This window comes from Amycolatopsis sp. (assembly GCF_036008905.1).
Classification (GTDB): Bacteria; Actinomycetota; Actinomycetes; order Mycobacteriales; family Pseudonocardiaceae; genus Amycolatopsis.
On record NZ_DASYMU010000255.1, the window covers coordinates 1 to 13800 of the forward strand.

Sequence of the window (13800 nt, forward strand, 5' to 3'; positions counted from 1 at the left end):
AAAACTACTCTACGGCCATGCCCCCAGAAGACAACGATCTCGGGGCAAGCGTCCGACTACGGACTAAATCTACAATTCGACCTGCCGCCAAATCGAGATCTTCATGTTCCCATAGACGGATAACTGTCCAGCCAGCTTCAATAAGTAGGCTATTTGTTTCCATGTCGCGTCGCTGGTTGTTCTCAATTTTTTTCCGCCAAAAATCACTATTCTTCTTGGAGGGTCGATAGTGCTCTGGGCATCCATGCCAATAGCAACCGTCGATAAATATCGCAAGGCGTGCCCTCCGAAAGACGATATCCGCAGTCCTTCTTAAATTCGACAAAGGCTTGAATGAGACTCGATACCGCAACCCCTCCCTATGTAGAAGTGATCGCAAATACTTCTCTGGCTTGGTGTCTCGTCCCTTATTGCCCCGCATCGACGCTCGAACCGCGGGAGAAGAGGCCCAAGAGTGCTCAGGGAGGGCCACGTCGCACAGTAACCCCTTCTCCCATGCACACTTCCACCCTTCGGCTAAATTCGCGGCACGAGTGGCCTTATCAACCTCACCGAGGTAGCGAGCAGGAGAACGTCCACCATCCGACCACCGAAGATAGGCGCGAATTCGTCGCGTGTTCGGCAAGACCTTCAACTCGACTGACGCACACGCCAACCGTCCATCACCAAGATCGACTGAGCGCCGATAGCGGCCTCGGGCAGCGCGATCTTGTTCCGCGGTACGCGCTTCACGACTTAATCCTGCCCGCCCTTTCCACGCGCGATCCGCCGGCGAGTCACCCTTCCAGGTATTTTGTTTCGCTCGCACCAAATCAGCCATACGCTACTTTCCAGCCTTTTCCAGAAGCTCAGCAACAGCATTGGCGAAAACCTCACCGAGAACCACTGGAACAGCGTTGCCTAGTTGTCGCATCTTTTCGCCTCGCGGGCCCTCCAGCTTCCAATCATCGGGAAATGTCATCACACGCGCCGTTTCTCGAACAGTCATGTAGCGATGCAGATACCTCCAACCATCCGGATTCCCCGAGTCGCGCACCCTCTCATCGGTGAGCATCACGGACTCCCCGCCGGGGACGCCGTGCACACCGGCCTTAACCGTCTTCGCCGGGCGGTCGAGCTCGTTAGGGGTATGCCCATCGTATATCCGCGCGTCAGGCCATCCGATGTGATCCGTGAAACCACCAAGATAGTGCTCTTTGCGATCCAGCTTGTCCCACGGAACCGCCGGCAAAGAACCGACCTCTTCACCAATTCCCTTTATAGCGTCTCGCAGCGTTCTCCATGGCAATTTGGAGTCATCTGCCGGAATCTGCCTAGGAAGGCGGGCTAGCACTAATTTACGCACATGATCCGGAACATCGCTATGACGATCCCAATAATCACCATTAATCATAGACCGAATCAACGCTGTTTCCGAGTAACGAGGAGTAACGGACCTCTTAAACTCATCCAAGTCTATGCCAAGATCGGCCCTGAAGCCAACGATGATGATACGGTTTCTGATCTGCGGAACGCCGTAGTCCGCAGCATTGACCTTCGTGACAACAACATCATAGCGCTTTTCCGGTCGACCGGATTTTTTTTCCAGCTTTAATCGAATAATTTCATCGTGTTCCTGCCAAGTGGAATCGGGGTCACGCTCTTCGAACGGTAGGCGAAGTTCACGCTCAATATACTCGAAGTATGACTTAAACGAAGGCCTCAGCAACCCGCGTACGTTCTCACAGATTACCGCTTTCGGCTGAATCTGGCGCACAGCCCTGAACATCTGCGGAAACATATTACGCTTGTCTTCGTCGCCCTTGGCCACACCACCGAGAGAGAACGGTTGGCAGGGAGGGCCGCCAGCGAGGATGTCGACCTCACCATGCAGGTAACCCATGTCCAAGTCCTGGACGTCACCGGCGACGAGTGGCCACTGATCGCCCGGCTCGGGGATGCGCGGCTCCGCGTCCTGCGGCTTGGCGCCGTTGGCCTCCAAGGTGCGGCAGGCGTGCTTGGCGAACTCGTTGAACAGGAGTGGCCTGAAACCAGCGCGATGAACCGCCATGGCCAATCCGCCCGCCCCCGCGAACAGTTCCACGGCGGTGCGATCCATCTTTCGTGCTTCAGGCAGCTCAGGCATGCTGAAAGCATACCGCGGAGTTGTTGATCATGGACACTTGGCGGCACAGTTCCATGTGCGTGTTGCACACATCTGCCGCGTACCACCAATGCCGCAGCAACGACCCACCTGGAGTCGAAGCTCCTGGCGACACAGTTGGTCTTCGCAGGTTGGACGGCTCGCGATCCTGATCCCGGCACGCCGCGACCTCAGGTCTGGGTTGCTTTGGGGATGTCGAAGTAGCTGCTGAACCGGACCGCAGGGGCGTACTCGCCCTTCACCTTGACCTTGCCGGTCACGAACATCGCGGCGACGGCGGCGTTGCCGGTCGCCATGCGGATGAAGTCGTCGACGGACAGGGTGATGGTCGTGTCCGGGGAGCGGCCGAGGTCGGTGCTGGATACGCAGACGCCGTCTTCGATTACTGTCTGGAAACGGTCGAAACCATCGTCGCCGTCGCCTTCGGAAAAGCGCCACGAGACGACGAAATTGACGTGTCGTGCTTTGTCTTCCAGGAAATGGTCGGACATTCTCTGGAATATCTCGTCGAGGAACACCGAGCGTAACTCCGGATGGTCCGCGATGGCTTTGACCTGTTCCTTCGACGCGCGTTGCACGATGTCGACGAGTACCTCGGTGGACAGTGAGCTCAGTTCCACGCCGGCGCCGGCGCTTCCCAGCATGTGCAGGGTTTCCAGGAGCTGGATGAACTGGTCGACGCTGAGTTTGCGCAGGTCGATCTTGTCCGCGAACGCGTTGATGGCGTGGTCGCCACGGCTTGCCGACGACTCCTTGAGCGCGCGGGAAAAGCGGAATCGTCGACTTTTCGGTTCCGGGGACACGAGCTAGGAGTGTACTCAGTCAGCTCGGTTTCGGTAGGTCGAAGAAACCGATCAGACCGGCGGCAAATGCGAGATCGCCTTTTACCTTGATCTTTCCCGTGACGAATAGCACAGCCGGCGTGGACTGGTGGGTGATGAGTTTGAAGAAATCGGTCGGGCCGATGGTGATGGTGACTTTCGCCTTCTCGCGCATGTCCCGGTTGACCGCGCAGGAGCCGTGCGAGATGACGGTCTCGTATCGGTCGTAGCCACCGTCGCCGACGCCGCCGGAGAGGCGCCAGCGCACGACGGCGTGGAGGTTCTTCGCGCGGTCGGGGCGGATGTGGGAGCCCATGCGGCCGAAGATCTCGTCGAGGAGCCGTTCGCGCAGGGGGCGTTCGGCGACAACGTTGTCGAGTTGCGTTTTGGACGCCCGGGAGACGAGGTTCGCGAAGTGTGCGGGGGCGACTTTGCCGAGGTCGAGCGACGGGACGCGGGACAGGGCCGCGAGGAGGCGGCGGAAGTCGTCCTTGCCGATTTCCTTGGGATCGATGACGGCCACGACGTCGTTGACGTCGAGCGCGCCGGCGGCCAGTCCGGCCGGATCCAGGCGTTCCAGTGCCTCGATCAGCGCGGTGCCGCGCAGCCCGGTGATGCCATCGGTGCTGGTCACCTCGATGTTGTCCATTGGAACCCCTCCCCTTGTCCTTGCTCGAAAGTAAGGCTACTTGCCAGTAGGTACGTGGGCAAGCACGGCTAAACCTCAGGTCCAGGTAGCGTTTGCCCCGAATTAGGAGGTCTGCGTGTCCGAGGAAGTACAGCGTCCACCCGAGCGGGCGAGGCGGCTGCCGCGAGCGGTGCGTGAGCGGCAGATTCTCGACGCCGCCGTGCAGGTGTTCTCGCGCTACGGCTACCACTCGGCGTCGATGGACGAGATCTCCGAGGTCGCCGGGGTCTCCAAGCCGATGATCTACACCTATCTCGGCTCGAAGGAGGACCTGTTCGGCCAATGCATTCGCCGCGAGGCGACTCGGCTGCTCGAAGCGGTACAGGCGGGCGTGCAGCCTGACCTGCCACCGGACATGCAGCTGTGGCACGGCCTTCGCTCGTTCTACCGCTTCGTCGCCGAGTACCGCGAGTCGTGGGTGGTGCTGCATCGGCAGGCGCTGACGGTCGGGGGCGCGTTCGCCGCCGAGGTCACCGACATGCGCCTGCGCGCGATCGAGCTGGTCGCGGCGCTGGTCGTCTCCGCCGGAACCCGCAAGGGACTCGGCGAGCAGGCGGAGTTCTCCGGCGAAGGACTGTCCGCCGCGCTGGTCGGCGCGGCGGAGTCGCTCGCGGACTGGGCGCTCGAGCACCCCGAGGTTTCCGACGGGGTGCTCGCGTCCTGGCTGATGAACCTGGTGTGGCTGGGTTTCAACGACCTCATCGAAGGCCAGGTCTGGAAGCCGTCCGAGGGGACGACTACAACGCTGTGATGGTGCCGTCGAGATGCGGCTTGGGCTTGCGGGCGTTCCACAGCTCGAACGCCCAGCCGTCATCCGTCTTCCACGTGGTGAAAGCGGCTTTCGCCGGGAGCAGCACGGGCTGCTTGAACCGGACGTCGACGGTGTAGGCGTCCGGCAGCCTGCCTTCGAAAGCCGCAAGACTGTGCGCCTTGGTCCACATGCCGTGCGCGATCGCCGACGGGAAACCGAACAGCTTCGCGGTCAGCGGGTGCAGGTGGATCGGGTTGCGGTCGCCGGAAACCTCGGCGTACCGGCGGCCGATGTCGCCCGGCACGTGCCAGATCGCGTTCGGGGTCGGCGGGACGAGCTGGTCGCGTGGGCTGCTCGAACCCGTGCCGCCGCCGCGGTGCAGGTAGGTGCTCACGTCTGTCCACACTGGACTTTCGCCGGTGACGAGCTCGCTGACGACGTCGAACTGGGTGCCTTTTTCGTGCGGGCGAAGGTTTTCCGCGCGCACGCGCACAGTGAACGTCTCGCCCAGGAGGATCGGGCGGTGCTGGGTGATCCGGTTGCGGACGTGCACCATGCCGAGCAGCGGGAACGGGAAGTTCCCCTCGGTCATCAACGCCATCTGCAACGGGAACGCCAGCATGTGCGGGTAGGTCGCGGGCAGCGCGTCGGTGAGCCGGAAGCCGCAGACATGGTTGTACGCGGCCAAATGCGCGGGATCCACGGTGACGTCGGAACGCACAAATTCGGTGTCCGGCAGGTCTTTCCCGCCCTTGCCGCCGGGCAGCAGCCCGCCGAGCAGGGCTTTCGGGTACAGCGTCCCGAGACTCGGCGCGCTGTGCACTTCCTTCACGACCATGGCCGTCACGCTCCCAGCAGCGCTTGCCCGCACACGCGGACGACGTTGCCGTTGACCGCGGCCGACGCGGGGTTGGCGTACCAGGCGATCGTCTCGGCGACGTCGACCGGCAGCCCGCCCTGGCCGAGACTGGACAGGCGACGACCGCCCTCGCGGATGAACAGCGGCACCGCGGCGGTCATCTTGGTCTCGATGAACCCCGGCGCGACGGCGTTGATCGTGCCGCCGAGCTCGGCGAGCACCGGCGCGCCGACGTCGATCATGCCGATGACGCCTGCCTTGCTGGTGGCGTAGTTCGTCTGGCCGAGGTTGCCGGCGATCCCGGCGATCGACGAGACGCCGATGATCCGGCCGTTCTCGTTGAGCACCTTGTCGGCGATCAGCTTGTCGTTGACCGCGAGCTGCGACGCGAGGTTGACCGAGATGACCGAGTCCCAGCCACCTTCGGTCATGTTGCCGAGCGTCTTGTCGCGGGTGATGCCCGCGTTGTGCACGACGACGTCGACGCCGCCGTGGCGCGTGCTGAGGTACTCGGCGAGCTTCCGCGGCGCGTCCGCGGCGGTGATGTCGAGCTGCAATGCCGAGCCGCCGACCTTGTTCGCCAACTTGGACAGGTCCGCGCCCTGCGCGGGGATGTCCAGCGCGACGACGTGGGCGCCGTCGCGGGCGAGCACTTCGGCGATCGCGGCGCCGATGCCCCGGGACGCGCCGGTGACCAGCGCGATCTTGCCATCGAGCGGCTTCGCCCAGTTCGCGGGCGCTTCGGCCGTCTTCGTGTACGTGCCGACCCGGATGACCTGCGCGTCGACGAACGCGGACTTCGCCGACAGCAGGAACCGCAGCGTCGACTCCGTCGCGTCCTCGGCACCTTCCGCGACGTAAACCAACTGTGCCGTCGCGCCGCGCTTGAGCTCCTTGCCGACCGAGCGGACGAAGCCTTCGAGCGCGCGCTGGGCGATCCGCTCGCGGCCTTCGACCAGCTCAGGCGGGGTGCCGAGGACGACGACCCGTCCGCTGGGCCCGACCTTGCGGATCACCGGCTGGAAGAACGCGTACATCTCACGCAGCTCCTCTGGCCCGGTGATGCCGGTCGCGTCGAAGACCAGCGCGCCGTGCTTGCCCTCTTCGAGCGCGGTCGTGATGACCTCGATGCCGGCGTCGGCGAGTTGACTCGACAGGGTCTTCTCCAGCCGTCCGCCTGGCGCGGCCCCGAGAAGTGCGGGACCGTCTAAAGCGGGCTGACCAGGTTTGAAGCGCCGGAGGGTGGCCGGATTCGGCAGGCCCAGCTTGGGCACCACGAACTTCCCCACCGGGGTCTTGGTGAACTGCTGGTACCTGTCAGCCATCGGATGCCCTCCTGTGCCGGGTGCGTCACTTCCCAGTCTAACCTACTAGCGAGTAGGTTAGACTGTCGGTGGGGCGCTAGATCACCCGTTAGAAGAGGTCTCGAGTCGCTGGAGGAAGTAATGGCCACGCAGAAGGCACCGCAGGTCCGCAGGGTCGCCATCATCGGTGGCAACCGGATCCCGTTCGCGCGGTCCAACGGCCCGTACTCGAAGGCGTCCAACCAGGACATGTTCACCGCCGCGCTCGACGGTCTCGTCAGCCGCTACTCCCTGCAGGGTGAGGTCATCGGCGAGGTCGCGGCCGGCGCCGTGCTCAAGCACTCGCGGGACTTCAACCTCGCGCGCGAGAGCGTGCTCGGCAGCCAACTGTCCGCGGCGACCCCGGCTTACGACGTCCAGATGGCGTGCGGCACCGGCCTGCAGGCGATCATCAACGTCGGCAACAAGATCGCGCTCGGCCAGATCGACTCGGCCATCGCCGGCGGCGTCGACACCACGAGCGACGCGCCGCTGGCCGTCAACGACGACCTCCGCAAGATCCTCGTGCGGCTCAACTCGGCCAAGACGCTCGGCGACCGGCTCAAGCTGGTCGCGAAGATCCGCCCTGGGCACATCGTCCCGGACATGCCGCGCAACGCCGAGCCGCGCACCGGGCTGTCGATGGGCGAGCACGCCGCGCAGACCGCGAAGGTCTGGGACATCACCCGTGAAGCGCAGGACGAGCTCGCCGCCGCGAGTCACCGCAACCTCGCCGCCGCCTACGACCGCGGTTTCTTCGACGACCTGATCACGCCGTACCTCAAGCTCACGCGCGACCAGAACATGCGGCCCGATTCCAGCGTCGAGAAACTCGCCAAGCTCAAGCCGGTCTACGGCGGCCCGGACGGCACGATGACCGCGGGCAACTCGACTCCGCTCTCCGACGGCGCTTCGACGGTGCTGCTCGCGTCGGAGGAGTGGGCGGCCGCGCGCAAGCTGCCGGTGCTGGCGTACCTGACGTTCTCGCAGACCGCCGCCGTGGATTACGTGCATGGAGACGAAGGTCTGCTGATGGCGCCCGCGTACGCCGTGCCGCGGATGCTCGAACAAGCTGGGCTGACGCTGCAGGACTTCGACTTCTACGAGCTCCACGAAGCCTTCGCCTCGCAGGTGCTGGCGACGTTGAAGGCGTGGGAAGACCCGGCCTTCGCCAAGGAGAAGCTCGGCCTCGACACGCCGCTCGGCTCGATCGACCGCTCGAAGCTGAACGTCAACGGCTCTTCGCTGGCCGCCGCGCACCCGTTCGCCGCGACCGGTGGCCGGATCGTCGCCACACTGGCGAAGTTGCTCGATGAAAAGGGTTCCGGCCGTGGCCTGATCTCGATCTGCGCCGCGGGTGGTCTCGGCGTCACGGCGATCCTGGAGAAGTAGTTCGCTTCGGGATAAATCGGGCGCATTTTGTCGGTGGTCCGTTCTAGCCTGTCCCGCATGGCAAGTGAAGTCGCGGTAAGCGCGAAGGCGCTGGTTAAGACTTATGGGTCGACGCGCGCGCTCGACGGGGTCGATCTGGAGATCCCGTCGGGTCAGGTGCTCGGCCTGCTCGGGCCCAACGGCGCGGGCAAGACGACCACGGTCCGCATCCTGACCACCCTGCTCCAGCCGGATTCCGGCGAGGCGATGGTGGCCGGGCACAACGTGCTGGCCGATCCGGACGCCGTCCGTCGCTCGATCGGGTTGTCCGGGCAGTACGCGGCGGTCGACGAGAACCTGACCGGGTTCGAGAACCTGTACATGGTCGCCAGGCTGTACGGAAAGAAGAAACCCGCGGCGCGGGAACGCGCCCGCGAGTTGCTGTCCCGGTTCCGGCTGGAAGAAGCGGCCGACAGGCCCGCGAAGGGGTATTCGGGCGGGATGCGGCGGCGGCTCGACCTGGCGGGTGCGCTGGTCGCGGAGCCGATAGTCGTCATCCTGGACGAACCGACCACGGGCCTGGACCCCGGTGGCCGGATGGACGCCTGGCAGGTGATCCGCGAGCTGGTCGCGGACGGCACCACTGTCCTGCTGACCACGCAGTACCTGGAAGAAGCCGATCAGCTCGCCGACACGATCGTCGTCATCGACAAGGGCAAGGTCATCGCCCGCGGCACCGCCGACGAGCTGAAGGGCCAGATCGGCGGTGAGCGTCTCGAGCTCGTCGTGTCCTCGCCTGACGAGGTCGCCCCCACGGCCAAGGTCCTGTTGGAGATCGGCTCCGGTGAACCGACGGTCGACACGCACACGCGGAAGGTCGACGTCCTGGTCGAGGGCGGCACCAAAGCCCTGATCGAGGCGCTGCGCAGGCTCGACGCGCTGGGCGTCAACGTGCTCGACATCGGGTTGCACCGGCCGACACTCGACGACGTTTTCCTGTCGCTCACGGGTCACGCGACGGACGAGGGGGAGAAGAAGTGAGCACGATCCTGAAGGGGTTTTCCGACGGTGGCGTGATCACCTGGCGGAACCTGAAGAACGTCCAGCGCAACCCGGACTGGCTGATGGCGGCCACCATCCAGCCGATCATGTTCGTGCTGCTGTTCGCCTACGTCTTCGGTGACGCGATCGGCGGCGAGTCGGGCGGCCTGGCGTACCGGGAGTTCCTGATCGCCGGGATCTTCGCGCAGACGGTCGCGTTCAACTCGGCGTTCACCGTGATCGGGTTCGCGAACGACCTGCAGAAGGGCATCATCGACAGGTTCCGCTCGCTGCCGATCTCCCGGCTCGCGGTGATCCTCGGGCGCACGACGTCCGACCTGCTGATCAGCGTGGTCGCGCTCGTCGTCATGTCGCTGTGCGGGCTGATCGTCGGGTGGCGGATCCGCGGCAGTTTCCTCGACGCGGTGCTCGGCTACCTGGTGATGCTGATGTTCGCGTGGGCGCTGTCCTGGGTCGGCGCGCTGATCGGGCTGATGGCCCGCAGTGTCGAAGTGGCACAGAGCGCGGGGCTGATCTGGATGTTCCCGCTGAGCTTCATTTCGTCGGCGTTCGTGCCCGCGGACAAGCTGCCCGGGGTGCTGCGGGCGATCGCCGAATGGAACCCGTTCACCGCGGTCATCAACGCGTCGCGGGACCTGTTCGGCAACAGGTTCGGCGCTCCGCCGACCGGCTGGCCGGCGGAGAACGCCGCGCTGTACTCGATCCTGTGCTGCGTCGCGATCATCGCGATCTTCGCGCCACTGGCCGCGGCCCGCTACAAGCGAGTCGCGAGCAGGTAGTTCCCAGTCCCTAGTTTGGAAGAACGGCTTCGGCGCGCTTCGCCGCTTTCTTCGCACCGCGGCGGGCGCGCCAGCCGAGCGACGGCTTGCCACCGGTGTCGGCCGTCGCCAGCAGCAGGCCACCGGCAAGACTCGCGTTCTTGACGAACTGCGTGATCTGCTGCTGGCGCTCGGCAGGCTCTTTGATGTCCCAGAACCGGTGGGTGGCGAGCGTCGTCGGCACGAGCGAACCCAGCAGGAGGAAGGACGCGAGACGCGGCGCTTTCCCCGTGGCGAGCGCGAGCCCGGCACCGATCTTCACGCCGGCGTCGATCTTCACCAAGGTGACCGGGTCGCGGGGGACCCCTTCCGGCAACACGCCCTCGACCTTGTCGAACGTGTCGTTGAGGAACGGCTCCACTACCTTCGCGTGCCCCTGGGCGTCACGCAGTGCGCCGATGCCGCCGTAGATGAATATCGAAGCAAGCAGTGGACGGGCCACTCGACGGAGAATCACGGTCGTTGCCTTCCTGGCTAGCCGGAACGTGGTTACGAAGTTACGCCCAGGATGCCCCGTACCGCCTCCGGCGAACCGCGCTAGCGGCGTATAAGGAAGTATCACGTATTCCCTAGATTGCTCTAGTGGCCGCGATAAGCCTTCGGCAGTTTGAACCCGTGGTCGGCGGCGATCTTCCGCAGCTGGTCCGGGTAGTCCGTGATGATCCCGTCGACACCGTCGTCGATCAGCTTGTTCGTGGTCGCGACGTCGTCGATCGTCCACGGGATCACCTTGATCCCGGCCCGGTGCGCTTCGGTGACCAGCGCCTTGGTCGTGAACGGCTGGTACCCGGGATCGTCGACGTGGCCGCCCTGCGGGTTGCCGTGGACGGGGGAGAGCGCGCTCGCGCCGAACGACTTGATCGCGCGGATCGGGCTACCGCCGAAGTCGTCGATGTCCAGCCCGCCGAGCCACGGCGACTTGCCGGGCTGCCCGACCTGGAGGAACTCCGGCTGCGTCAACGCGACGGTCGGCAGCCAGGGCGCGACCTCGCGCATGAGCATCAGTGAGCCCCAGTCAAAGCTCTGGATCGTCACGTTCGGCGCGAAGCCGGACCAGGTGATCTGCTGCGCGGCCCGGCGGACGAACTGCTCACGCGGCGCGGTTTCCTGCGGCGCGGCGGCCTCGACCTTGGTCTCGATGTTGAACCGGATACCCCAGGCGCGGTGCTCGCGGGCCAGCTGGAACACCTCGGCGAGTGTCGGCATCTTGGCGCCGGGCGAGAGCGTCTGGTTCGGGAAGTCCGACTGGCGCAGCGAGCCACAGTCCAGCGTGCGCACCTGCGCGAACGTCAGGTCCTTGACGTACTTGCCGACATACGGGAACGCCGGGTCGCCAGGTGTCGCCGGTGCGGTGTCGAGGCATTTCGCCGCGGTCGTCTTGCGGTCGTGGGTGATCACCTCGCGACCGTCCTTGGTGATCTGGATATCCAGCTCCAGCGTCGTGACCCCGAGCTCCAGCGCCTTGCCGAAGGACGCGAGCGTGCTCTCCACGGTGAGCCCGATCCCGCCGCGGTGCGCCTGGATGTCGAAATCCCGGCGCGGATGCGCGTCGGCCACCCCGACTGTCGCACTGAGCAGGGCCGTTGTCGCAACAAGAACCGTCGCCAGAGGTTTCATACCCCGCACCGTCGCACGGCTGGGTGAATTGCAAGAGAAGTCGGCTTGACCTTGACGCAACGTCAAGCTCTACCGTTGAAATCACTGAAACGAGAGGAGGGCAACGGCGATGGAGTGGTCGATCCAGGACATCGCACGCTCGGCCGGGACCACGAGCCGCACGCTGCGCCACTACGGCCAGATCGGGCTGCTCGAACCCAGCCGCGTCGGCGGCAACGGCTATCGCTACTACGACGAGAAAGCCCTCGTGCGGTTGCAGCGCATCCTGCTCCTGCGAGAACTCGGCCTCGGCCTCCCGGCCATCGCCGAAGTACTCGACGGCCAGCAGGACAGCGCCGCGGCACTGCGCACCCACCTGAAGCTGCTGGAACAAGAACGTCAGCGAATCGGGCGGCAGATCGAATCGGTCAAGACGACCCTGCGGAAAACGGAAGGAGGTGAACAACTCATGGCAGACGAGGTATTCGACGGGTTCGACCACACGCAGTACGAGCAGGAGGTCACCGAGCGCTGGGGACGGGACGCGTACGTCAAGAGCGACCAGTGGTGGCGCTCGCTCACCGACGCCCAGAAGAAGGAGTTCCAGCAGCGTCAGGTCGACATCGCGAAGGACTACGCCCAGGCCAACATCGACGGCAAGCCCGCCGACGGACCCGAGGCGCAGGCCATCACGCAGCGGCACTTCGAATGGCTGTCGCTGACGTCGAGCCCGGGGAAGAGCCACTTCATCGGGCTGGGCCAGATGTACGTCGACGACCCGCGGTTCACGGCGAACTACGACGTCCACGGCACGGGGACCGCGGAGTACATCCGTGACGCGATGAAGGTCTATGGCGAGCGGAACCTGAGTGACTAGGGGATAAAACGTGCCGGGGCTGCAGACCCGACACGCCTAGACGTTTATCGCCGAATATCGGACTGACGCTAGAAACCCCGATAGCTTGTTAGCCGTGGATCCCATCCGCAACCCCTTCGCCCCGGGCGCCGGTCAACGGCCGCCCGAGCTGGCCGGTCGCGAGCGCGAACTCAAGGCGTTCGAAATCGTGCTCGAGCGGGTGGCCAGGGGCCGCCCTGAACGCAGCCTGATGTTGACGGGCCTTCGCGGCGTCGGGAAGACAGTCCTTCTTGGCGAGCTGCGCTCGATGGCCATCAAGCACGGCTGGGGCGCCGGGAAGATCGAAGCCCGCCCGGACATCGAACTGCGCCGCCCACTGTCGGCGGCGCTGCATCGCGCGATCCGGGACCTGGCCGTCCGGCATCGCGCGCCGGACCGGGTCGACGAGGTGCTCGGCGTGCTCAAGGCGTTCGCGCTCAAGGCCAACAAGCCGGACGCGAAACTGCGGGATCGCTGGCAGCCGGGCATCGACGTGCCCGCCGCCCAGGGCCGCGCGGATTCCGGTGACATCGAGATCGACCTCGTCGAGCTGTTCACCGAGGTCGCCGAACTGGCCGCCGACGTCGGCACCGGGGTCGCGCTGCTGATCGACGAGATCCAGGACCTGCTCCCGGAGGACGTCTCGGCGCTGTGCGCGGCCTGCCACGAGCTTTCCCAGTCCGGCGCGCCGCTGGTCGTCGTCGGTGCCGGGCTGCCGCATGTGCCGGCCGTCCTGTCGGCGTCGAAGTCGTACTCCGAGCGCCTCTTCCGCTACGCGCGCATCGACCGTCTCGAACGGGAGGACGCCGACATCGCCGTGATGGCGCCGATCAAGCGGGAGGACGCCGGGATCGAGCCGGAGGCGCTCGACGCGCTCTACGACGCCTCGGGCGGCTACCCGTACTTCATCCAGGCGTACAGCAAGGCCGCCTGGGACGCCGCGCCCGCGGACCCGATCACGGTCAAGGACGTCCAGGTTGCCGCGCCGGAAGCCGAGTCGGAGCTCGCCGTCGGCTTCTTCGGTTCGCGCTACGAGCGCGCGACGCCGGCCGAGCGCGAGTACCTGATCGGCATGGCTGAGCTGACCCAAGGCCGCGACGAAGCCGCCAGCACCGCGGATGTGGCCGTTTACCTGGGCCGCAAGCCGTCTTCGCTCTCGCCCGCGCGGGACAGCTTGATGAAGAAGGGCCTGGTGTACTCCGCCGAGCGCGGCCACATCGCCTTCACCGTGCCGCACTTCGGGCACTACCTGCTGTCCCGTATCGAGGACTAGGCACCGTTCGCCACCCGTCCGGTCTATCGGCTCGCCTACTTTTGTCTGGCGAAAACGGTAGATGCTCTTATAGAGCCGAAGAGGGTTACCTGGAGGTGATCGACGCCACGAGATTTCATCGGCATTAACGAAATCTAGCCGATGATTCGTAGGCAAGTGCCTCAGATCACCGGACGATCG

Annotated in this window: 14 protein-coding genes; 6 read left to right on the plus strand and 8 right to left on the minus strand. The window is 65.1% G+C overall.

What is annotated here, in order from left to right; genetic code table 11:
- Positions 1-4: 4 nt before the first annotated feature.
- The 4 genes from VGP60_RS40340 to VGP60_RS40355 all read right to left on the minus strand — a co-directional run bounded on the left by VGP60_RS40340 (position 5) and on the right by VGP60_RS40355 (position 3613).
- Positions 5-820 (minus strand): very short patch repair endonuclease, encoded by an 816-nt coding sequence (locus VGP60_RS40340; RefSeq protein ID WP_327553508.1) that lies wholly within the window; start codon positions 818-820, stop codon positions 5-7.
- Between the two features lie 3 nt (positions 821-823).
- Entirely contained in the window at positions 824-2125 is a 1302-nt protein-coding gene (locus tag VGP60_RS40345) for a DNA cytosine methyltransferase (protein WP_327553509.1), read from the minus strand.
- A 188-nt stretch (positions 2126-2313) separates the two neighbouring features.
- A complete protein-coding gene (locus VGP60_RS40350) occupies positions 2314-2865 on the minus strand; it encodes an SCP2 sterol-binding domain-containing protein (RefSeq protein ID WP_327553645.1) in 552 nt (183 codons plus the stop codon).
- Between the two features lie 100 nt (positions 2866-2965).
- Positions 2966-3613 carry an SCP2 sterol-binding domain-containing protein gene (locus tag VGP60_RS40355; RefSeq protein ID WP_327553510.1) on the minus strand — a complete coding sequence of 216 codons (648 nt, stop codon included), beginning with the start codon at positions 3611-3613 and terminating at the stop codon, positions 2966-2968.
- 115 nt (positions 3614-3728) lie between these two features.
- On the opposite strand from VGP60_RS40355, the gene VGP60_RS40360 reads away from it, so the two are divergent.
- Positions 3729-4403, plus strand: coding sequence for a TetR/AcrR family transcriptional regulator (locus VGP60_RS40360; RefSeq protein WP_327553511.1), 675 nt, complete (start codon positions 3729-3731; stop codon positions 4401-4403).
- On the opposite strand, the gene VGP60_RS40365 is transcribed toward VGP60_RS40360, so the two are convergent.
- Together VGP60_RS40365 and VGP60_RS40370 are read right to left on the minus strand one after the other, a co-directional pair.
- Complete coding sequence (locus tag VGP60_RS40365) at positions 4390-5241, minus strand: MaoC/PaaZ C-terminal domain-containing protein (RefSeq protein ID WP_327553512.1); 852 nt, start codon at positions 5239-5241, stop codon at positions 4390-4392. The genes VGP60_RS40360 and VGP60_RS40365 overlap by 14 nt on opposite strands.
- A 5-nt stretch (positions 5242-5246) precedes the next feature.
- Positions 5247-6587 carry a 3-oxoacyl-ACP reductase gene (locus VGP60_RS40370; protein WP_327553513.1) on the minus strand — a complete coding sequence of 447 codons (1341 nt, stop codon included), beginning with the start codon at positions 6585-6587 and terminating at the stop codon, positions 5247-5249.
- 120 nt (positions 6588-6707) lie between these two features.
- On the opposite strand from VGP60_RS40370, the gene VGP60_RS40375 reads away from it, so the two are divergent.
- From VGP60_RS40375 to VGP60_RS40385, 3 genes are read left to right on the plus strand one after another with little or no spacing between them, the layout of a single operon-like run.
- A complete protein-coding gene (locus VGP60_RS40375; RefSeq protein WP_327553514.1) occupies positions 6708-7997 on the plus strand; it encodes an acetyl-CoA C-acetyltransferase in 1290 nt (429 codons plus the stop codon).
- Positions 7998-8054: 57 nt separating this feature from the next.
- Positions 8055-9017, plus strand: coding sequence for an ATP-binding cassette domain-containing protein (locus VGP60_RS40380; RefSeq protein WP_327553515.1), 963 nt, complete (start codon positions 8055-8057; stop codon positions 9015-9017).
- Positions 9014-9817, plus strand: a complete 804-nt coding sequence (locus tag VGP60_RS40385; RefSeq protein ID WP_327553516.1) for an ABC transporter permease — start codon at positions 9014-9016, stop codon at positions 9815-9817. The genes VGP60_RS40380 and VGP60_RS40385 overlap by 4 nt, the downstream gene beginning before the upstream one ends.
- 10 nt (positions 9818-9827) lie before the next feature.
- Here VGP60_RS40385 and VGP60_RS40390 read toward each other — a convergent pair whose 3' ends face one another.
- Together VGP60_RS40390 and VGP60_RS40395 are read right to left on the minus strand one after the other, a co-directional pair.
- Complete coding sequence (locus VGP60_RS40390; RefSeq protein WP_327553517.1) at positions 9828-10313, minus strand: DoxX family protein; 486 nt, start codon at positions 10311-10313, stop codon at positions 9828-9830.
- Between the two features lie 122 nt (positions 10314-10435).
- Positions 10436-11473 (minus strand): glycerophosphodiester phosphodiesterase family protein, encoded by a 1038-nt coding sequence (locus tag VGP60_RS40395; RefSeq protein WP_327553518.1) that lies wholly within the window; start codon positions 11471-11473, stop codon positions 10436-10438.
- Positions 11474-11582: 109 nt separating this feature from the next.
- On the opposite strand from VGP60_RS40395, the gene VGP60_RS40400 reads away from it, so the two are divergent.
- Positions 11583-12329, plus strand: coding sequence for a MerR family transcriptional regulator (locus VGP60_RS40400; RefSeq protein WP_327553519.1), 747 nt, complete (start codon positions 11583-11585; stop codon positions 12327-12329).
- A 94-nt stretch (positions 12330-12423) separates the two neighbouring features.
- Positions 12424-13620 (plus strand): ATP-binding protein, encoded by a 1197-nt coding sequence (locus tag VGP60_RS40405; RefSeq protein WP_327553520.1) that lies wholly within the window; start codon positions 12424-12426, stop codon positions 13618-13620.
- Positions 13621-13800 lie beyond the last annotated feature (180 nt).

What these genes read in the sequence shown, in the direction of transcription:
- VGP60_RS40365 (WP_327553512.1), bottom strand. Translation starts at nt 5,241, where the DNA reads ATGGTCGTGAAGGAAGTGCACAGCGCGCCGAGTCTCGGGACGCTGTAC.
- VGP60_RS40400 (WP_327553519.1), top strand. Translation starts at nt 11,583, where the DNA reads ATGGAGTGGTCGATCCAGGACATCGCACGCTCGGCCGGGACCACGAGC.
- VGP60_RS40345 (WP_327553509.1), bottom strand. Translation starts at nt 2,125, where the DNA reads ATGCCTGAGCTGCCTGAAGCACGAAAGATGGATCGCACCGCCGTGGAA.
- VGP60_RS40380 (WP_327553515.1), top strand. Translation starts at nt 8,055, where the DNA reads ATGGCAAGTGAAGTCGCGGTAAGCGCGAAGGCGCTGGTTAAGACTTAT.
- VGP60_RS40340 (WP_327553508.1), bottom strand. Translation starts at nt 820, where the DNA reads ATGGCTGATTTGGTGCGAGCGAAACAAAATACCTGGAAGGGTGACTCG.
- VGP60_RS40370 (WP_327553513.1), bottom strand. Translation starts at nt 6,587, where the DNA reads ATGGCTGACAGGTACCAGCAGTTCACCAAGACCCCGGTGGGGAAGTTC.
- VGP60_RS40375 (WP_327553514.1), top strand. Translation starts at nt 6,708, where the DNA reads ATGGCCACGCAGAAGGCACCGCAGGTCCGCAGGGTCGCCATCATCGGT.
- VGP60_RS40395 (WP_327553518.1), bottom strand. Translation starts at nt 11,473, where the DNA reads ATGAAACCTCTGGCGACGGTTCTTGTTGCGACAACGGCCCTGCTCAGT.
- VGP60_RS40355 (WP_327553510.1), bottom strand. Translation starts at nt 3,613, where the DNA reads ATGGACAACATCGAGGTGACCAGCACCGATGGCATCACCGGGCTGCGC.